The sequence below is a fragment of the Acinetobacter sp. CIP A162 genome (assembly GCF_000367905.1).
GTDB classification, from domain to species: Bacteria; Pseudomonadota; Gammaproteobacteria; order Pseudomonadales; family Moraxellaceae; genus Acinetobacter; species Acinetobacter lwoffii.
On the sequence record NZ_KB849158.1, the window covers coordinates 45977 to 66958 of the forward strand.

General features: G+C 42.5%; 21 protein-coding genes. 5 read left to right on the top strand and 16 right to left on the bottom strand.

Translation table 11 applies throughout. The features are described 5' to 3' along the window. Positions 1-78 precede the first annotated feature (78 nt). Entirely contained in the window at positions 79-978 is a 900-nt protein-coding gene (locus F995_RS02735; RefSeq protein ID WP_004645280.1) for a LysR substrate-binding domain-containing protein, read from the top strand. Positions 979-1228: 250 nt separating this feature from the next. Here F995_RS02735 and map read toward each other — a convergent pair whose 3' ends face one another. Next, entirely contained in the window at positions 1229-2023 is a 795-nt protein-coding gene (gene map / locus F995_RS02740; protein WP_004645281.1) for a type I methionyl aminopeptidase, read from the bottom strand. 350 nt (positions 2024-2373) lie between these two features. Here map and brnQ point away from each other — a divergent pair, with 350 nt between their 5' ends. Together brnQ and F995_RS02750 are read left to right on the top strand one after the other, a co-directional pair. Continuing rightward, on the top strand, positions 2374-3660 hold the full coding sequence (brnQ, locus tag F995_RS02745) for a branched-chain amino acid transport system II carrier protein (RefSeq protein WP_004645282.1): 1287 nt from the start codon (positions 2374-2376) through the stop codon (positions 3658-3660). Between the two features lie 593 nt (positions 3661-4253). Continuing rightward, the gene (locus F995_RS02750) at positions 4254-4472 is read left to right on the top strand and encodes a hypothetical protein (RefSeq protein WP_004645284.1); all 219 of its coding nucleotides are present in this window, start codon (positions 4254-4256) and stop codon (positions 4470-4472) included. Between the two features lie 113 nt (positions 4473-4585). On the opposite strand, the gene F995_RS02755 is transcribed toward F995_RS02750, so the two are convergent. Beyond that, complete coding sequence (locus F995_RS02755; protein ID WP_004645285.1) at positions 4586-5044, bottom strand: hypothetical protein; 459 nt, start codon at positions 5042-5044, stop codon at positions 4586-4588. Positions 5045-5161: 117 nt separating this feature from the next. Between F995_RS02755 and F995_RS02760 the strand changes: the two genes are divergently transcribed. Then, positions 5162-6025, top strand: coding sequence for an alpha/beta hydrolase family protein (locus F995_RS02760; protein WP_004645286.1), 864 nt, complete (start codon positions 5162-5164; stop codon positions 6023-6025). Positions 6026-6400: 375 nt separating this feature from the next. Continuing rightward, complete coding sequence (locus F995_RS02765) at positions 6401-7048, top strand: hypothetical protein (protein ID WP_004645287.1); 648 nt, start codon at positions 6401-6403, stop codon at positions 7046-7048. 226 nt (positions 7049-7274) lie between these two features. Here F995_RS02765 and F995_RS02770 read toward each other — a convergent pair whose 3' ends face one another. The 14 genes from F995_RS02770 to F995_RS16610 all read right to left on the bottom strand — a co-directional run bounded on the left by F995_RS02770 (position 7275) and on the right by F995_RS16610 (position 20964). Beyond that, positions 7275-7850, bottom strand: a complete 576-nt coding sequence (locus tag F995_RS02770) for a lysozyme (RefSeq protein WP_004645288.1) — start codon at positions 7848-7850, stop codon at positions 7275-7277. Continuing rightward, positions 7850-8068, bottom strand: a complete 219-nt coding sequence (locus F995_RS02775) for a DUF7940 domain-containing protein (protein ID WP_004645289.1) — start codon at positions 8066-8068, stop codon at positions 7850-7852. The genes F995_RS02770 and F995_RS02775 overlap by 1 nt, the downstream gene beginning before the upstream one ends. Continuing rightward, positions 8065-8622, bottom strand: a complete 558-nt coding sequence (locus F995_RS02780; protein ID WP_004645290.1) for a coiled-coil domain-containing protein — start codon at positions 8620-8622, stop codon at positions 8065-8067. Before F995_RS02780 ends, F995_RS02775 begins: the two co-directional genes overlap by 4 nt. Before the next feature lie 42 nt (positions 8623-8664). Further along, complete coding sequence (locus F995_RS02785; protein ID WP_004645291.1) at positions 8665-9207, bottom strand: DUF4376 domain-containing protein; 543 nt, start codon at positions 9205-9207, stop codon at positions 8665-8667. After that, positions 9204-13565 carry a TipJ family phage tail tip protein gene (locus F995_RS02790; RefSeq protein ID WP_004645293.1) on the bottom strand — a complete coding sequence of 1454 codons (4362 nt, stop codon included), beginning with the start codon at positions 13563-13565 and terminating at the stop codon, positions 9204-9206. The genes F995_RS02785 and F995_RS02790 overlap by 4 nt, the downstream gene beginning before the upstream one ends. A gap of 54 nt (positions 13566-13619) precedes the next feature. Then, entirely contained in the window at positions 13620-14207 is a 588-nt protein-coding gene (locus tag F995_RS02795) for a tail assembly protein (RefSeq protein WP_004645294.1), read from the bottom strand. After that, complete coding sequence (locus tag F995_RS02800; protein WP_004645295.1) at positions 14191-14940, bottom strand: C40 family peptidase; 750 nt, start codon at positions 14938-14940, stop codon at positions 14191-14193. The genes F995_RS02795 and F995_RS02800 overlap by 17 nt, the downstream gene beginning before the upstream one ends. Before the next feature lie 7 nt (positions 14941-14947). Then, positions 14948-15742, bottom strand: coding sequence for a phage minor tail protein L (locus tag F995_RS02805; RefSeq protein WP_004645296.1), 795 nt, complete (start codon positions 15740-15742; stop codon positions 14948-14950). Continuing rightward, a complete protein-coding gene (locus F995_RS02810) occupies positions 15726-16706 on the bottom strand; it encodes a phage tail fiber protein (protein ID WP_004645298.1) in 981 nt (326 codons plus the stop codon). Before F995_RS02810 ends, F995_RS02805 begins: the two co-directional genes overlap by 17 nt. Before the next feature lie 51 nt (positions 16707-16757). Continuing rightward, entirely contained in the window at positions 16758-17102 is a 345-nt protein-coding gene (locus F995_RS02815; RefSeq protein WP_004645299.1) for a phage tail protein, read from the bottom strand. Positions 17103-17155: 53 nt separating this feature from the next. Beyond that, a complete protein-coding gene (locus F995_RS02820; RefSeq protein WP_004645300.1) occupies positions 17156-17407 on the bottom strand; it encodes a hypothetical protein in 252 nt (83 codons plus the stop codon). Beyond that, positions 17394-19850 carry a phage tail tape measure family protein gene (locus F995_RS02825; RefSeq protein WP_004645301.1) on the bottom strand — a complete coding sequence of 819 codons (2457 nt, stop codon included), beginning with the start codon at positions 19848-19850 and terminating at the stop codon, positions 17394-17396. Before F995_RS02825 ends, F995_RS02820 begins: the two co-directional genes overlap by 14 nt. Positions 19851-19931: 81 nt before the next feature. Further along, the gene (locus F995_RS02830) at positions 19932-20633 is read right to left on the bottom strand and encodes an IS1 family transposase (protein ID WP_004282341.1); all 702 of its coding nucleotides are present in this window, start codon (positions 20631-20633) and stop codon (positions 19932-19934) included. A gap of 34 nt (positions 20634-20667) precedes the next feature. After that, a complete protein-coding gene (locus tag F995_RS16610) occupies positions 20668-20964 on the bottom strand; it encodes a hypothetical protein (RefSeq protein ID WP_004645302.1) in 297 nt (98 codons plus the stop codon). Positions 20965-20982: the final 18 nt, after the last annotated feature.

Below are 20982 nucleotides of genomic sequence, written 5' to 3' on the forward strand. Positions count from 1 at the left end.
ATATGCTGCATTCTCTGATTGACAGTATGCAACAATCAATTTTTAATCAACTTATCGTTGCAAGAATGGAATTAAACCATGCTGTCTGATCTGGATGACTTTTACTGTTTCGCTCAGGTGGTGGAACATGGCGGCTTTAGTGCAGCCGAACGTGCAACCGATATTCCCAAATCCAAACTCAGCCGTCGGGTGTTTAATCTGGAAGAGCGCCTGGGTGTACGTCTGATTCAGCGCAGTTCGCGTCATTTTGCCGTCACCGATATCGGTATGAATATTTACCGGCATGCCCAAGTTATGCTGAGTGCTGCACAGGCGGCGCATGATCTGGTGGACCATCTGAGTACCGAACCGCGCGGAACCATTAAAGTCAGTCTGCCAGTCTCTATTGCCCAGAACGAACTGGCAAAAATTCTGCCGGATTTTTTGAAAAAATATCCTGAAATTAAAGTCCAGATGATGATCACCAATCGCCGGGTCGATATTATCAATGAAGGCTTTGATCTGGCCTTACGTGTCCGTTCCAGCCTGGATGATGACCCAAATCTGGTGATCCGCCAGTTTGAAAAAATTGAGCAGCATTTATTCGCCAGTCAGGGTTATTTAAATGAATTTGGTGAACTAAAAAACCCAGAGCAACTGGCTGAACATAAAATCCTGAGTATGGCCGAAGACCATACCGAACAGTTTCTAACCTTACAAAATGAACAGCAGGAACAAAAAAAAATTCGTGTCAGTCCAACGGTTATGGGTTCTGACTTAAATATGCTGGCACAACTGGCCGCGTCAGGCTCAGGCGTCACTTTGTTGCCAGATAACGTGGTCGAGCAGTACGTGGCAAGTGGTGAACTGGTTCGAGTGCTTCCTGACTGGAAAGCACCGCATGGTATTTTCCATGTGGTTTATCCTTCACGTCGCGGCTTATTACCTGCAGTAAGGGTCTTTATTGATTATCTGGTCGCTGAATTAAATCGGCGCTAAATGAAGTACTTTTGAGAAAAACTAGACAAAAAAAATAGCTCATTCTTGGGGAAAAATGAGCTAGAGAAACTTTCACTACAGCATAGTGAGCGAAAAAAAGGGAACCTATGTATCTGACTCTTAGTTTAATCAGATATAAAATCCTAAACCACTGTTTAATGTAGTGTTTTGTATGTTTTCGTCAGCAAGAACGAGTGAGTTGTAATTTATGTAAGTGGATTATCTGAATAAAGATCATTCAATCAATATTTTAAATTTCCGGATACTCACCTGTGCCTTCAGGCCAAGGCGACAAGACTTCAAACCCGGTTTCGGTGACATAGACCATATGTTCCCATTGCGCCGACCAGGATTTATCCGTGGTGACTACAGTCCAGCCATCTTTCAGCTCTTTGACGCGGGCTTTTCCCATATTCACCATCGGCTCAATGGTAAACACCATGCCTGGAACCAGTTTAATGCCCTGACCTGGCTGACCGTAATGCAGAATGTTTGGCTGCTCGTGATAGACCTTACCGATGCCGTGACCGCAATATTCGCGCACGATGGAATAGCCTTCACGCTGTGCGACCGTTTGAATCGCATAGCCGATATCACCTAGAGTCGCGCCCGGCTTCACCGCATGAATCCCGGCCACCATGGCTTCATAGGTGGTATTGACCAGTCGCTTGGCTTCTGGAGAAGGAGTTCCAACATAGTACATCCGGCTTGTATCACCAAAATAACCGTCTTTAATAATGGCAACATCAATATTGATAATATCGCCATCCTGCAGAACGACTTTCGATGATGGAATGCCGTGACAAACCACTTCATTCGGTGAAATACAGGTGGTTTTAGTATAGCCATAATAGCCAATATTGGCTGGCGTCACCTTTAATGTATTTACAATAAAATCATGACAGAGATCATCCAGATATTCAGTGGTGACACCTGGCTTGACATGCTCCCCGATCATCGCTAAAACCTCTGCAGCCAAACGCCCAGATATCCGCAATTTTTCAACATCTTGCTCAGTTTTAAGACTAATCGCTGGAGCGCGCATATACCTATCCTCACTATGAATCCCTGAATTATAATCCCTTTTTTGCGAAATATGTCGCAGTTGTTGAGTTTCGGCACAGCAATTTTCCTTGAAATAGGAATTTTCACTGCTGTTTATTTGTACAAACAATAACTGACATATTTTGATATCAAGTGCAGATATTTTTTGAGCTTGTAAGGAAAAATATATTTTTCAGCGAATTATCAAACATATATTTCTACCAAGATTTGAATGACCGGTTATGTGATCCGCAAACTCACTAGAATCAAGGCTTCCAGCCTTAAAATAAACTCCAAAAAATTGGACATATACACTAAAATCGCTTTCTTTTGTTCTATTGATCTCCCTTTATGACAAGTCTGCGTACCCGGGATATTGTCGCCCTAGGTTTTATGACCTTTGCACTATTTATTGGTGCGGGCAACATTATCTTCCCACCGATTGTGGCTCAACAAGCCGGTGAACACGTATGGCTCGCTGCTTTAGGTTTCCTTATTACAGCAGTCGGCTTACCCGTGATTACCATTATTGCGTTGTCTCGCGTTGAAGGTTCCATTCAGGCACTAAGCTCGCCTCTTGGCAAAGCAGCCAGCATCTTGCTGACTGTAATCTGTTACTTAGCTGTTGGCCCTTTATTTGCGACGCCGCGTACCGCAACCGTTTCTTATGAAATCGGTTTTTCATCTTACTTTGGTAATGAATCTGGCAGCCTGCTCATTTACAGCATCATCTATTTTGCTGTGGTGACCATCGTGTCCTTATATCCCAATAAGATTCTGGATACCGTCGGCTATTTCCTGTCGCCACTTAAAATTATTTCTTTGATCATTTTGGGTGTAGCAGCCGTGATGATTCCTGCCAGCAATCCGCCTGCAGCGATCGATAATTACGTTACCAGTCCAGTGACTGAAGGCTTCGTAAATGGTTATTTAACCATGGATACTTTGGGCGCTTTAGTTTTCGGTATTGTGATTGTTAAAGCCATTACTTCACGTGGTGTAACCGATAAAAAACTGATTACCAAATATGCAGTGAATGCCGGCATTATTTCTGGTATTGGTTTAACTCTGGTGTATTTAAGTCTGTTTAAACTTGGACTAGGTAGCCATGAGATTGCACCAAATGCAGCCAATGGTGCCATTATCCTGCATGCATATGTACAACATGCTTTTGGCGATATGGGTGCTTACTTCCTGTCCGGCATGATTTTTATTGCCTGTATGGTCACTGCAATTGGTCTGACCTGTGCCTGCGCTGAGTATTTTTCCAGCTTGACCAAAATTCCGTACAAGATCTTTGTATTTATTCTGGTGGGCTTCTCACTGGTGATTTCAAATCTGGGTTTAACCAAACTGATCGCTGTTTCGGTTCCAGTCTTAAGTGCGATTTATCCGCCTGCCATTAGCGTCATTATGCTGAGCTTCTGTGCAAGCTTCTTCAAGAAACCATCTCATGTGATTGCGCCAGTGACCCTGGTGGCCTTGATCTTTGGTATTTTTGATGGATTAAAAGTCGCTGGTTTTGAATTGCCTGCATTACTGCAAAATTTACCTCTATCAGATCAGAATCTGGCCTGGTTTATCCCGTCCATGATTGTATTGCTGATTACAGCTGTGATTGACCGTATTAGAAACTAAAACTTCTAGGATGTCTGAAAAATCGTATTTTTACCCAAAATCCGGTTTGAGCGTGATCAATAATTGTCAGGTTTTATCCAAACGGACATTTATTGTTTCTTAATGATGACATCAAATCACCGCTGTAAATCTTGATACTAAGATTTTCTATAAAAAATCGTTTCTATAAATAAGATCGCACTTTAATTATTTTATTTTTTATATAAATATAAACAGAACTTTTGATTTTCTGATGTTAGATACTTATTGTTGCCAACTTAAACCAAGTTCCCTTCCGAGTCATACGCAGACTTACAAAGTATTGATTAACCCTACATATCTTTGGCGTAAAATTTGCATTTTCTATCTGGTCGCATTAATTAAATGATGACTACATCTTATTTCCAAAATTAACTGGAGGTGAAATCTGAAAATATAATTCTTGCCTAATCAAGTGATTATGTAGTTATACGACTAAAGATGGCCATTTTGACTGTAAAAGCCTGCCACGGCAGTTGCAAAGGCCCAAATTAAACAGTACAACTATATATTCAATTCTGACTGATTAAATCTGCTTTAATCTTCAATAACATAAATAAATGGGAGGGATGGAGATGTTATCATTACATTTCAACAAGCAAGTCTTCATTGACGCTCTTAAAGCCAACAACACCAATCTGGTGACATTTATATGCACCACTTTTGCACTCATGCTGACTTTAACCGTTCATTGCTTAATTCAAGGTAATTTAAAACTTGAATACTTTGGCTATGCACTGATTGTCTCAGCTGCATTTTTCCTATGGGCTGCCATAGACCAGAAATACCGATAATCAAATTTTAAATTAGCCCAGATGGATGATATGGCCAGTCATCCATCTGGTGAAAAAAGTGTTTTAATTTTCAATCATTCCAGCATCCTTTCAGAATAACTATAAAAAGAAGATTAAAATAATCCCGCAAATGCTCCATAGAGCAAAATCCCTGTCCCGCCCAATTCTGCAACAATTAAACCCAGCATGGCGAAAGTCATTAAACTTCCAGGCAAATGAAATTTACCCAGTTGATGCGGCTGTTTAAACTGATTCGTCGTATCTTGCAGGAAACCATGCAACATATAAGCGGCAATCGAGAAGCTGAAAAATATTATATTAATGAGTACGCAAATCAGATTCACCCTACTCGGCAATACTGAACAATAGGCCAATACTGCCAGAATTAAGGTCGCAGGTGCATAAAGCAGGCTGCTACGATGGGCAATATCGACATAATAATGTGCACGTGACTGAGGCGATTGACGAATCTGCCAATATTTCCAGACACCGGTCAACATCCCGATCCACAAGAAGATTCCACTAAAAATAATGCCGATTTTAACGGCCAGCTCAAGTTCCATTAGCTGCATAAGATCATTCCATGTTTATTATTTGACTGACTTTAAAGTCATGTTTTCCCCGACCTACCCTGCTAAAAATCTATACAGTAAAAGCTTCATGGGATGATAAAAATCATAGTGTAACGTATGTCTGAATTTGAAACATTGACTCTCCAGTGCCAAGATGGCTATCGCTTAAGTGCACGTTTTTATGCAGCTATTTCTGAAACTGACAAACTTCCAGTATTAGTCTGCCCGGCAACTGGCATTACTAAACAGTTTTATCATCAGTTTTGTGTGTGGTTACAAGCGCAAGGCTATGCGGTTATGGTCTTTGATTTCCGGGGGATTGGTGATTCACTACATGGCCCGTTGAAAAATTCAAAAGCCAGTATTGTGCAATGGGGTCAACTGGATATACCGGCCGCAATAGATGCTTTATCAACGCGTACTAATGCAGAAAAAGTGATACTACTTGGACATAGTGCCGGTGGTCAGCTTTTAGGAATCGTACCAAATCATCATAAAGTCGCAAAAGTGGTGGCTGTCTCTGGCTCTACCGGACATGTGAAAGGACTCAAAGGCAAAACCAAGTTACTTGCGCCAGTGATGTTTAATGTCATTTTCCCACTGGCACGCTTCACTAAAGGCTATGGCCCGACTCAAGCGATTGGTATGGGTGAAAACCTGCCGAAAGATGTAGCTCGCGAATGGGCGCAGTTCTGTAGTAAACCGGGTTATGTAATCAACGCGATTGGTAAAAATATTGCACCATCCCATGATTATCATGCTCAAGTCACCTGCCCGATTACCTCAATCTGGTCATCGGATGATGAAATTGCCACCGAAGCCAATGTGAAAGATTTACTACGTTTATATCCAAACGCAAAAACCCAGATAATTGAACTTAGACCTAAAAGTTATGCGTATAAAAACATTGGTCATATGCTGATGTTTAAAAAGTCGCATCAGAATTTATGGCCGGTGATTGAACAGCAATTGGCTGTTTAAATCAGATTTAGATGGTTATTTTCAGGCTGCTGTGTTCTAATACACGCAGTTTGAGATGAGCCTCTTACAGTATATGGGCTTGACCTATATACGACTAGCCCCTAACCATGGGGCTTTTTATTGTCTAAAAACAAATACTTATGATTAATGGGCGAAAAACTGGCGTAATTAAGAAGTTATCCACAAGCAACAACTACTTGTTAGTGCTGATTATATCATCTATTTTACATGAGTTCAGAAAGCATTTGTTCTTCTAAAAATATAAACCTACTTCTACATAATGCATATAGTATGAAAAAGAAGTTTTTCAGGAAAGATTCTGAGCAGAGTTTGGCATAAAGTATAAGATATACCTTAAGGGGGAAATTAAAAGAAATGTTTAAATATTCGAAAAAAGCTCATATTGATAAGCTCCTTAATAAAGGGATTATTAGGATAGGAACGCTACATGAGTATAGGGATAGCAAATATGAAGAAGGGATTCAAGATAACAAGGAAGGTCTTAAAAATGTAAATGTGAGTGTAAAGAGGTTAGATTTAGCATCCAGAGACCCTGCGACTCACAGAATTTTGAATAATTATCTTGGAGGGAGACTCTTCGGAGAGGGGGTTCTAATTATGGAGGGTGATTCCCCCATGTTTACTAAAGAGGTTTCAAGCAATAACCACTTAGTATTTTGTGCCTCATTTGAGCATACGCCTCTTGTTTTAGAGAAATTTAAATATGATGCTGGGGTGGTTATCACGCATCCAGATAAATTTATAAAATTAATCAGTACCAAGTTAAAACAAACACACAATGCAAAATTGGTTTATTTTGACAAAATAAAATATATGACAAAAGAAGAAGAATGGAATCATATTAATTATGGCCAAAATCCAATGTTATTCAAAGACGAAAGTTTTTCCTATCAAAATGAAATTAGAGCAATATGGAACGTTCCTGACCATACAAAACTAACACCCCAAATATTGAGAATTCCAGAGTTAAGAGAGTATTGTGAATTGATAGATCTAGATTAGGCGATATAGGGTATTCAAATATCTTCCTAAATTTGCATTAATCACCATTGAATGAGCTATGCAATTATATCTGAGAATCTTTACACATCCGCAATAATGATGATTTATTTAAATAAAAAAGCCCTCACTTAAAGAGCCTTCACACATATCCCCACATTCACATTCGTCGTAATCGAATGAGCTGTGCAACCCGATAAGAGGAGGCACAGCAATAAAGCAAATAACTTCATTTTAAGAATAAGGCCTTTTCAGCAGCCCGGCGATTGACCAGACCTTGCATGCGCTTGCCACCGGCATTCACCCATACATCAAACTGATTGGCTGCAGCTTTATAATTTCCTTCATTCAATCGTTTGACCAAAGTGGAATTTTTGAATGCAGTTGATCCAATGTTGTAGGCCAGTGAAACTAAAGCATCGAACTGATTCTGATTGAGTGGAACTTTGACCGTATTATTTACAGTCTGCTCAAATGATTTCAGATCGTTCTGCATATAAGCTTTGGCTTGATCCAGTGTGCAGGTATCCCCTTTTTTGACACGAATACCATTTGGGTATTTTGTGGTGCCGAAACCAATAGTCCATACACCTACGCCATCATCATAGGCTTTCAGTCGCAGACCTTCAAAATTGCAGATCAAATCGACTCCACTTGGACTCACATGCATTTCATCTGTGGCGATACCTAATACATCGTTCAGATCGTCATAGGCAGTTGCAATCAGATTATCTGCAGCATCAACCTGCTTCTGGGTGAGTTTGCCGCCACTAATCTTTCGCAAGAAATCAAAAATGTGTTTCATTATGGACCACCCTTAACTTTAGGCTGCGCAATCTTACGGCCAACGTATGCTAGTGCCGGTAAAACTACAGAAAGCAAAATAGCATGGTATTCAGCAGGGATAAGCTGCGTATTGATGCCTTCCTGAATTAAAACAGGCAGCACACCCAATAAAAAAGCTCCGATAATTGGGAGCTTTACAGATAAATATTTCCAGACATTTTCGGGGATGAATTTCATTTTTCCTCTCTCATATTTCGTTCATAAAGTTTGTTGCGGATTTCTTCAACTGTTCTTAAAAGTTGGTCGGATTGTTTTTCAAGAACTTGGATGGATTGGCTGTTGGTCATGGCTTGAGTGTTTACCGTGTCTGTTTTGCTCGTCTGCGTATTCCAGGCAACAACAAACAAGCCAGCTAAGAAAATGCCACCAAAGCGTACAAGGCTTGTGGTGTTATCAATCTTTGTTTTGCTTTCATGTAGCACCCTGATCTGCATATCCATCTCTTTAAACTTCGGATCGATCTCATTTCGAACCTGCTTAATCTCGCTTTTAAAGTTTGACTTGGCTCGATCCAGATCATCTTGCAGATTGTCCCGAGTCTGATTTAAGTCATTACGGGTCTGCTGATGCTCTTTATTGAGTTGCTCTAACTGCATATTCATACGGTCGAGCTTTTGGGGCATTTCAGCTAACTTATCCATACTTTTAGATATGTCATTAATCTTGTCTGAGATGGCAAGAAGCTGCCCTGCTGTTGCTACTGGTGGGTCAGATGAATAGTCATTTGACATTGCGCCCCCTAAATTTTGGTAATAAAAAAGCACCCGGAGGTGCTATAAATTAATTGCTTCAACCTGCTCTTTGGTTTCGGCTTCATGGATTAACTGCCTTGCGATACGCCCACGTTCATGAGCGTTTGCAATATGCGCTTGCAATGCGGCATAGAGTTGCTGCAACTGTGATGCGCTTAACTCAACTGTAGTGTTGTCAGCTAAAGTCCAGACTTGATCTATCCCGGCAGCAGCCGCGCCCATAATTCGACCTTGAGAAACCTGATCTGAGTCGTAAATATTACCCTCAAATTCAAAACCGCTAAACTCAAGACTGTCTCGCCCAGATTTAATCTCGGCCCATTTCTGGGCTTTGATTTCGTCGATGGTGCGGGGGTCGATCCACTCCCCTACTTCATAGTTAAATTGATAAAAATCTGATGGTTTGGGTGGCAGGTCCATCCATTCACTATCTTTGTACTGCATGTTTGCAGATGGAGGGTCGTCAACCGCCACACAATCTTCAGGTGTGTTTAATTTAATAGTTTCAGCATCCCCGTGTATGCTAAATAAGGGTTTGCCATACCGTGTAATAATAGTGGTCATTTCTTTAGCTCTAAAAGCGCAAGTGAGGCGGACTGAATATATGATGTTCTAGAGACTGGAGGGGTCAGCACATTGGCAACCGCACCTACCTTTTCAATAGCAAATCCAATCCGCAATGTATACGTTGTTAGCCCTGTCCCAGCACTATCTATGTAGGGAGGCATAACATACGACCCGTCAAACGTCTTAGTTGATAATGCAATTGCCGCTTCTGTAAACTTATACCTAGCAACAACCTCCCCATTTCTAAGCAATACAAGCGACAAATAAATAAAATCACCATCATTATTGTTCGCTGGATAAGCCCCGACACGTATGTCCGAGACAACAACCCCTGCGTCAACCCTGACCTTCCCGCCAGACCGAGTTACACTAATTGATGCAAGATCACCTATAGCGGCAGCAACTGCATCTATATTTGCCTCTTGACTTGAGCTTGCTGTTGAGTTTGTTGGGCTTGCCGTGCGCCTTGGCATTAAAATACCAACCGGCACCGTAACAGCATTGTCTTTAATCTTAAGCGTATCAACCTGAAGATCACCAATCTTCGCAGTCGTCACCGCCAAATCATCAATCTTTGCAGTCTTAACTGCCAAATCTTCAATATGCGAAGTTTTGACAGACTGATAGTCCATCATTGCTGATTTTAAGTAAGCGGACACAGGAAACACTGTGCCCGTCACCGGATCAGTGAATGGCGTATTGCGGAATATAAATGGGTAATAGCCTGTGCTATTGCCAGAACCAATCGCAAATGAATCAAAGTTCAAAATGAAATTAGATTCTTTGCCATCGTTAGCACCGCCCCAACCTGCGACCTTTCCATTTACGTCGAGTTTGATGTACTTCTGGGCATAAAGACCATTTACTGACTGGCTGACCTCCTGAATTGATGCGGTGTTTTGGCCAACTGTTGATTGAAGCGTGGTGGTTGCTTTCACGTTTGCAGAAACAGCATCAGCATTCGCTTTGATTTGTTGCTTGTATAAAGCATCATTTCCGCTAATCGTTGCAAGAACTTGATCGGTTCTTTGTGCCTGAGCCATATCACCTTCAATCAATGCTGATTGAATAGACCAGACACCCGCAAAGCCTTCGGTTGAGCCAATCAGGTCTTCAGTTGAGCCAATTAACTTCGGATTAACCTGTGCATATACGCCATCAATCTTTGTGGTGTTGGCGCTGATTTTCCCTTCATGCTCAGCAACCTTGGCATTGGTTTGCGATAGAGCACCTGTGGTTGCCTTATCACCTAACTCCAATGTAATCGCATCAAGTCGTGTTGCATTGGCACCCGATTGAGTTGCAGCAACATTCGCAGTAGATAAGGCAGTTGCAGCGGTTTGATTTGCTGTGTCTGCTGTATCGGCTGCCTGATTTGCAATTGCACTGGCCTGACTGGCTAGACTTGCTGCTGATCCAGCCTGAGTCGTTGCGGTTTCAGCCTTGGTTAATGCGGTAGCTGCATTGGTTTTTGCAGTATTTGCATTGCCCTCTGCTGTAGTTACACGGCTATCCAGCGCCTGAACCGCTTGTGTATTTGCAGATGTCGCGGTTACCGCTGTGTTTACCTGTTGCTGAACATTTGCAAGTGCCTGATCATTGCTGCTCTTGTAGTTATTCAAAGCGTTCAGGTTAGCAGTATCACCAGTCTGGCGATCCTCAATCTCTTGCGTTAAACCATCATCCAGATCCTGCACTGCCGAGATGCGTTGACGGGTTTCCTGATTTAATGCAGTATTTAGCTGATCTGCCTGAGTTTGTACCGCAGTAATATTATCGATTAAATTGCCAATATCACCATCAAGGCCTGCAATCGTGTCGATCTTATCAATCTTGGTTTGCAAGTCTTGATGAAGTTGAGTCTCAGTAATTTTCCTCGATAAAATATCGAGTACAGCTGACGCATCCGCAGATGTTGTAGCACTAACACGTGCAGACCATGGACCAATGTTTCCGATCCGGTCAATCAAACGACCACGGAACCAGCGGGTTAAATTCGGCTGCATGCCTTGAATTTCATGCACAGTTGTTGGATAAGCAAATAAGCCAAGCGTTGCTGCATTAGCACCATTTGCTGTGCTTGAAATTTCAATTTCCGTATAAGCAGTATCAAGCGCACCAACCGCAGGAAAATTCCAATCTAAGCGATAACCAAACAAGATGCCTGTCGCTGCAATGTTGGCTAAAGCAGGCGGCAAGCCTTGTTTTCCAGTCAGTGCAGTCAGTATGGAATACGTTGGCAAGGAAGCAATATCAAAGGCTGAAATTGCTGTCACACGCGCTTCGTAATTACCCGCATAAATGCCCTGCACTTCAATAGAATTGCTACCCGTAATCGGCAACTTAATCCAGGTGCCATCATCCTTGCGCCATTCCACCTGATACTTGGTTGCGCCTTGAGCTTGAGGCCATGAGATAGCCATAGTTTCAATGGATAAGCCTTGCTGCACCATAGTTTCAGAAGTGATTGATACAGACTCTACGGGTGCCTGAATTGTTGGATTAATGATGGAAATTGGACGCTCATCAATAAAAGCACCGAAATCGATTGCATTATATTTGGCTGATTCATATTGCAAGCCAGTGATTGAAAACTGATGCTTGTCGTCTTGAGTAATACTCATGACGCGAAACTTCATGGTTTTCAAATCTTGCGCATCAACGACCCAGACATTTTCCGCTGCAACAGAGTCAAACGCCACTGTAACTGTGATATTGCGACCACTTACGGACGATACGATTCGAGCTTGTGCTTTTCCGTTTTCACCGTTTACAACCAGTCGATCACCCGCACGGCACACCACATCGTCACGATCTAAAGTGATAATTTTACGGTCGGCACTCACAGCAGAAATACGACCACCATTGGCACGGCCTGCAAAAAGCTCGTCTGCGATTTCAATCACTTTACCTGGTTGTGGGATATAACCATCAAGACCGACTTTAAAAGATACAGTGCGAGTTTCCAGTTGCTCAGACTTTAACGCCCAAAGACCTGCACGTTGCGCTTGCCCCTCACTCGTACAACCCCATGCATCAATCTCAACGATACGCACACCAAGCGGACTGGCGATTGCTTTCTCATCACGCACATAAACATATTCGGTCTTGTAGTGATTTGCAGGATTATCCCAAGCTACTTTCGCTACAGTGTGACGGTCTTTTGCTCTACTACCAACATACTCAAAATTCCCATCAATGACATTGGCGCGGGTATAAGTGAAGTATGTATCTTGCGGAATATCAGCATCACAGACAATTGAATTGCCATCCCAATAAGAGATTGCACGGAATACACCTGCCAACTTGCTCAAAATGGTATAAGCATCTTCTGTGGATTGTAGATAGACGTTGCAGGTAAAACGTGGCTCTTTTCCGCCTTTGCCATCATCCACCATCTGGTCGCAATACTGTGCAAGGCGATATAAAGACCATTTATCCAACATTGTAGACGTTAATCGATCACCCAGAGCATAGCGTTTTGCGGTGCAGATATCGTAATAGATCCAGGCTGGATTATTGGTATAGGCGCGCTTAAAAGTGCCGTCCCACATCCCGGCATAAGTGCGTGCAACCGGATCATAATTTGATGGAACCTGAAGCTTGATACCTTTTAAATCAACCGCGACTTTTGCCACATTAGAAAAGGTTTCGGCATCATATTGAAGGCCAAGCAAAGCGGTATTCGGATAACTGAGTTTTAGATCGATTACCTCAGTCAATGCATCCACATACATCTTGTCACTGATGTATTCAGATGTTGAGTTAGGTGTGATTCGACGCACACGAACTGTCCAGCCTGTATCTGCCTTTGGTAAATCAATTCGATGTGAACGCTCATAATTTGCCGAAGTTTTATCAGCGATTTGAGTATTTAGAACTTCAGTCCATGTGCCACCATCAGTTTGTAGATCAATCGCATACTGAATGACGATGCCTTTTACATCGCCATTATCAGCATTCTGCTGACGCAATGGCCCCCACTTAAAGCGCAAACGGATTGCATCCAGATCAGTATTGGTAAGTGAGCGAACCCAAGGCGTATCAGACTTTAATTCAACATTGATTGCAGTTTCAGATGAGATATCCGGAAAGCCTTCGATGTGAGCCTGATCATTGGTACCGTGGCGAAAGTCAGCCTGAACATCCTCAAAGTTCCAACCACCAGCCGGATTCTGTAGCGGTGTTTCTTCCAGATAAACTGACTGCAAGCCGTTGGCTAAACCTTCCACTTCTCCCTCAGACAAGCCATATAGAATTTTTATATAGGTTTTCGACTGAGCTGAGTCAGGTGCAATGACCGCTTTTCTTGCCTTACCCTCACCTGCTTTTGCGCCTTTAATTACTGCATTCATACTTATCCTCAGACAATAAAAAAGGCGCTGTATGCGCCTGTATATTCCTGTTATTTACATCAAGTCTTCGGGATACTGTCCGGCACTTGCGATAAATCCACCAACTTCGCGCTGACCATAAAGCACTGGCACTGGATTGCCTTGTGCAATGGTTGTAACCGCACCACCAAAGCCTTTATTGGCCTTGTTTCCGTCTTGGTTTTGGTCTTGGTTTTCAATCTTAGGCATTAGCATCATTGCAATACCACCGACCATCATGCCGGCACCAGCACCAATTAAGCCAACTGCAGCTGCACCCGCCACACCTGTCCAGCCAAGTGTTGCACCAACAACAATACCCGCTACAACCAATACAGCACCAACAATGGTTTGAACCACACCACCCGCACCTTTTACTTTCGGAACAACCTTAATCACTTTAGCACTGGTGCTCATGTCGAGTTCGGTTTCAGAGATATTTTGCTTATCCTGAAAAACCGCAAACTCTAAACCTTGTTCATGCGCATGCAGCATGAAGTACTCAAAGCCCGGCACCTGAACTGATAAAGCTCTCATCGCTTCACGGGTATTTTCCACATCGAGCCGAAATTCTTTACCGAAACGCTTGGCTAGAATGCCGTACAACTTAATTGTTTTGAGCATATCGAACCACCTTTGCTACTCGTTCTTGCCACTGTGGACCAAAGATTTCACGCACAGATTTACGGCCATACGGGTGATGTAGAATCAAAGCCGAACCAATGCAAGGCTCTGTTTTTTCGGATTTCAGCATGCCATTATCACCCAACCAGATCAGCGCATGATTCACATGCTCAGTGCGTCCGACTCGACACAACAAGACATCACCATACTGCGGCTGATCTACCTCAATAAAGCCCTCCTTTTGGAAATTATCCAGATAGAGAGATGGGCTGTCCTTAGACTCCCACCACAAGTCTTGACGCTCATAGTCTGGAATATAAATATCCAACTCGCGTTTGTAGAAATCACGAACAATGGCAAAGCAGTCTTGAATGCCGTGAATGTAGTTGCGGCCGACTAAAGGCGCTTTGTAGCCGCATGGATCATAGACCTGAAATTCAATATCAGGATAAGCACAGATGACCCATGGCTTTTCATGCAGCTCAATTTGAATTAAATCAATTTCAGATGCGCGTGCAGAAGCATTGGGGTGTGAATGCACATAGGCTTGAATCTCGCCCAGATCTTCAGCTCTGGCTAAATCCTCGTGATGAATTTCAAACTGATCTTTATTGTCTGAAATATTGCGGCACGGGATGTAATTTTTATCTACAATCACACCGCAGCATTCATCTGGGTAAACTTCAGCAGCATGTGCCTGAATTGCTTTTTTAAGTTTTGTGGTTAGTTTCATACACCACCTAAAATAATGAACTGGCAGGAAAAGCACCAATGCGCAGGACATTGCCTTTGCCGAAATGGCACTCACAACCCCTAGTTCTCTTTGAGCATTTATCCAGAGCGGGGTTATCAGTAGGTTCATCTCTGTCCGTAAACATAGCTGCGCCTGTATAGCCGCATTGTTCACTGCGATATTCCCATGCGCAGTAATTGGAAATCTGCCGAACTGGTATCTTCAAGCCTTCGAAATCAATCGGGTTTGAAAGTTCAAATGTTACAGCATTGGCGTTTTCGGAAGTCTTTTGCTCAATGTACCAAAGCTGCTCCTTAGCTTCATTTGAAGCGGATGCATTGCCCGCACTAAAGTTTTCAGCATCAAGATACTTGGCAAGTGTGGTAATGACTTTAAGCTTTGCGCCTGCAAAATCACTAAACTGCAAGCAAAGAGCAGAAACTGCGTTTTGAATGCCACTAATATTATTCGCCATGCTGAATGTTGGTGCAGATGCTTTACCGTCTGAACGCATCTCAAGACCTGACACTTCAAGCGCCATTGGCTCGAATGTCTGGCCCTGCCAGATGATGTTGCGATACCATGTTTTTGATTCGGCGCTTTCAAACACTTCACCAATTAATTGAGCCTCATCACCAAGCAATGAACTTGAGCCGATATAGCTGTAAATGCGCTCCCAGTCCTCATAAGAAATATGGCCGTGAAAACGTAAAATGCCCGCACCTAAAGTACGAGCATCGAGTTCAAACAGGGTAATTAGGCCATCTACATAGAGTTTTTGAAAATCACTGTTCAGTGCCATTCATCATCTCCGAAACTGCTTGAGCAATGCCAGTCGGCTGAAAATCTGCGGGTGTTTTTGACGTCGACATCTCATACTCAACTGGTGGCAACTCTTGCAGTCGCAAGTCAATCCAACGTGTTTCAGGGATGTCTACAGGCGTTTCAGTGTCAGCTACAATTCGCCCTTTCTTATTGAGCATGTAGTCATACGTCTTAACAGTAATGTCGCCATTTTCAAGTTGCTCATAGACCACTGCGACTAACACATTACCGTTTGCGTCTTTTGGAGTTTCAATATACCAACCCTCTTGCGCGAAACCTGATGAGCCTTTGATTAAATAATCACCCACACCTAACTTTTCAAACTCAATATTCTGCTGTTGCGCTTCATCGTTGAGTTTAATTTTATCAGCGAAAAGTTGAACGATAGGTGAGGCATTTTTCACAAAACCATTACTATCCGAGGTGGTATTCCCTGAGTGCAAGAATTTGTACCACGGCAAAACACTTGATGTGGTGTATTGACCTTTTCTAAAATACAAATCTTTACTTGTGTCATGACCAATTATTTGAAGTACGCGATCTGCGCTCGTACTACCGCCTGACGAAACACTTAATACATAACCCCACGCCAAACCGGCTTCGGGCAAAGGACGAACTGAGGAAGTTATTCCTTTAGACATAACAAATTGATTTTCAGTTAGGGTGTCTAAATCCAACCCTGTACCTTCTCCTTTCGATACATTCATGTTTGAGGTGGCTATAGCACCCAAACCTAAATTACTTCTTGCTGCTGCTGCTGTCGTAGCACCCGTCCCACCCTTATTGACTGGAAGTGCAGCAGGCAACACTCCTTGAGTAGTCGCGCCCAACTGAGCATAAAGCTCATCATCATTCGCCTGTAGTTTTTCCGAACCCGAGCGGAACGTGTCACCACCTGCACCTGTAGGTGCTGTGCCTTGATTGATTGTTTGCTTAGCCATAATTTACGCCCACAAAAAAGCCCTCGATTGAGGGCATAAAATTGATTGAAGTTAAGGTTTAAAGTCTTGGGTGAATGTAGTCGAGATTGACCAGACCATGCCACCCACCTGTCTTGCTTGGTATGAAGTGCTGGTCTTAACTCTCACCTCGCCATCCAAAGGAGAATCCCATAAAAATGAGTCAGCACCCTTGTGGCGATCAAAGAAGGCTTTAATTGCGATAATCTCATCCTTGTAGCCAGTTCTTTGATAGGCCCATTCGCCTTTTCGGTTGTTGATGCCAACCGAGATGCTTTGCTCATACCCATCACCGAATCTGCTAGATAACACATTGAAGTTTTGAGTATCCGAGCTGCCTTCTAGATCGCATGGGAAAGTAAATTTTTCGTTGCTCATAAATTGCGTCCAAGAAAAAACCTCCCGAAGGAGGTTTTGTTTAATCTATTTTTTTAATTTAAATCAGGTGCAATGAAATACTGACCGGAGATCGGGTCTGTGAAACCATCATCCATATCCAGCCCTACTGTTTGATTATTAATCTCCACACTTTTTACCGCATAAAGATATTGACTTGTTGTGGCTTCTATCGGGGTTGCATCAATCTCGGTAATGCTTGCAATAAACTCCTTAGCCACCCCATCTTTGCTTTTAAATGTCACTTTCTTTTGCATGCTTTTTACTTCCCGCTTATTTAATCCCATAAAGCTCCCCACCTTGTCGCCTAGCTTTCAAAAATCTTTGGTCGACTTTTTGATCAACCATAGAATTAACCATCTTACCAATAGTGACCATTAATTCACCATCCTGATTTGTCGAAGTTTCAACTTTCTCAGAAGAGTAATTATTGATAACCACTTTAGGTTGAATGACAGCTTTTCCACCAGAGCTACCCGAATTAATCGCATTCACAGTGCCCATACCAATACGATGGGTATCTCTAGCAGCATTAATACCTGCTATACCACCATTCGCATAACTACCATCTTTAATAGATTTTCTTAGCCCTTCGAAACCTTGTGGACCACCAATGGCCATCATCTCTTCTTTAGTAAGAACACCTTCCCACTTATGAACGATACCTGCCGGTTCATATTTACCGCCATAACCAGTGAACCCTCCTTCAGCAAAGCCTGCAATGGTTTGGGCTGCAATAGCCCCAACGCCTGCCATACCCATGCCAAGCACAATATTTGCTGCTGTAGACTTGCTAATCAGGTCTGTATTCCATGGACTTGCCAATACTTGGTTGTAGGCCAGAAAAGCACTTACAGTTGCAGAAGTCATCGCAAAGGCTTGCTGCATAGCAAACATAGCCTTATAAGCACCTGATTGCTCACCTGCGCCATCCTTAACGAGTTGAGTCATATTTGACCATGTTGAGGATGTTGCTGATAGAAGCACATTTAAAGATGATAAAGCTAAATCCTGCTTATCCCTTTCAAACTGCGACTGTGCAGCAAGTGTTTCAGCCGTAAATTGAGCCTCGGACATGGTGAACCACTCCCGATACTCAATGATTGCATTCATTCGATTTTGAAGTGCTGCTTCTGCACTGTAGTCCACTCCAATAGCACCCAAGAAGTTTTGAGCTGCTCCTTGCTGGGCATAAGCAGTGTCTTGGCCTTCACGCATATAAGAGGCAACCATTAGCTCATGGCGCTCATCGCTTGATAGTTTTCGATTTCGATCAATTTCTCTGCGCTCTAGTTCATAGCGCTTTTTAATCCTGTCTATTTCAGCATATTGGAATTCATTGGCTGCAAAGATTCGCTGCTCCTGGGTGAGCTTAATCAGTTCCAATTCCTGCTTAAACTGCTCATCCAGCGAGCTTTTCTTAAGGGCTTTTTGCTCCTTTGTTAAGTCATGATCTGCCTTGATTTCCTGTTCTCTAATATTCATCGAGAACCGAAGCTTCTGCTCTTCAGTCATCAGGTGTTCAGCCAATTCAAATTCGAACTTCATCTGAATCAGTTTTTCTTCCTGATTGTATCGGTCTTGGGCATCATCTATATATTTAGACATGCCTTTTTCCTGAAGATACTCGATTTCATCATTCAGCTTCATTCGTCGCTGCTGATCGGCAGTAGCATATTCATATTCAATTCGAGCGATTTCTTTAGCTAAACGCTCAGCTTCACGTTTTCGCTTGTCGCCTTCTGATTTGGCCTTCTTGGTTTTTTCCTTTTCACCTGCTGTAAAGTCATCAAGGCCAGTGGTGATGCCTTTTCTAGGGGTGTCTTTTGGAGGTGGAACTTTCAGGTTTTTTACATTGTTAGCTGTTTTTCCAGTAAAAATCTTGTCGATTTTTTCCATTGAGTTGGCAACCGAATCAACAGCATTGGTATAGTTATCCTTAACAATTTGCGCTGCACCAGCAAAATCACCACTAAGGAAGCGCATCATAGCCGCCGCACCAGCCCCAATGGCATCACCAACCAAATAGAAGGCATTGCCTACCACAATAGCGGTAGAGGCCAATACTTTTAGGGTTACAGCCAGAGTATCTCCAACTTGGGCGAAGGTGCTGCCTTGCTCCGAATCCTGAAAGAAGGCATCAGCGATATCAACTAGGGCGGGAACAACAGCAGCAAGCATGGTGTTGCTCATGCCCTTTAATTGAAGCTCTAGCAGCCGCGCTTGGGCTGAAAAATCAATAGCCGTCTCAATACCCTGTTCCGTGATAATAAAGCCAGCGCGCTCAGCAGCATTGCCCCATTCTTCAATTGCAGCACCATTGTCAGCAAATATTGGCAAAAGTTTAGTGAAGTCATTTGCCATATTCTCAGTCAAAAATGACATTTGCTCTTGTGAAACACCTGCCTCTTCAAGCTTATTTACATACATCTGCATGGCATCGCCACCGGATGCCTTTTGCATTTCAAGGGCAAACTTTTTAATTTCTTCGCCTGACATTTTGGAATGCTTTTGTAGCAGTTCGAATGCGTCTGTAGCTTCACCCTTACCAGTTAAAACAAACTCCCCAAGCTTTTCATTAAAATCTTTGATTTGGTCTGATAGTTGCTCTTGTGTTATACCAACCTGTTGAGCAGCTACAGCCATGCGCTGAAATTCTACTACCCCCATATCAGCTACAGTGGCAAGGTTTTGAATCTCTTTTGCATTATTGGAATATGCTAATGCCATTCCAGTTAAAGCGCCAAGCGAACCTACTGCTGCACCTGCAATAGAAGCAATACCGGTGGTGTTTCAAAAAGTATGCTGGCATTAAACGAATCCATTATTGATATAAAAGAACACTAAATCAAAGGCTTTGAAATGATTTTCAAGCTTTTTGGAGAAGTTGCAGCTTCTCCTAAAGCCTCGCCTGATTCGATGCCGTAATCGACAATTATTGCCTTCTATACCCACAGTGAAAAATTTACCAATCAACTGTTTGCATTCTTTAAAGGTCGTAACAAAGCTATCCCAATGGTCACTTGATATACATGTATAGCTTACACCTAACTGCTTCAATTTTAATTTAAGTCGTTTTGCAGTGGCTAAATCTCGGTTACCCCATACATAAGCAACAATTTCACCTGTTTCTCGATGATAGGCATAAATTAGCCATTGTTTATTTTGCTTATGACCAACAAAAGTCCAAAACTCATCTACTTCAAGGGTTTCATAATGACTTTGCTGTGCTCGAAGTTGATATTTTGATTGGCTAAGTGTCCGTAGAACTTTACCGATACTTACTCTTTCAATTTCTGCTATATCCCTGACACCACTGCCTCGCACCATGAGGTGTAATATTTTGGTTTTGATACCTGAGTGACAGCCTTGATAACTGAGAGCATGATCACCAATAAATTGACGTCTGCATATTTTACATTGGTAATTTTGCTTACCATCTACTTTTGTGCCATTTTTCTTTATACTGTCACTTAGGCAGGCTGGACACTTGATTTCTAGAGTTATTCGCATTTCTCTATTTTATCAAAATCCAACCTGCTTTTTTTCAGCATACTTTTTGAAACACCACCGCAATACCAATAGCCGCACCTGAAAGCAATGCACTGCTTGATCCTAGAGTTTTAGTAAGACCGCCAAGCGACCCATCGAAACTAGAGACTCCATCTTTAGCTGATTTAGCTGAATCTCCAGCCTGTTTAAAGGCCACACCAAGGTCTTTTGATTTCTTGGCTGTCTTATCCCCCTGCGTTTCAACATTCTTAAGTGACTTATCAACCGAATCCAGTTCAGTTTTTGCTTTTCTGGAATCAACTGTGATGAGTAATTTGGATTCTTGAGCCATTTTGTTTTCCTGCGGGCA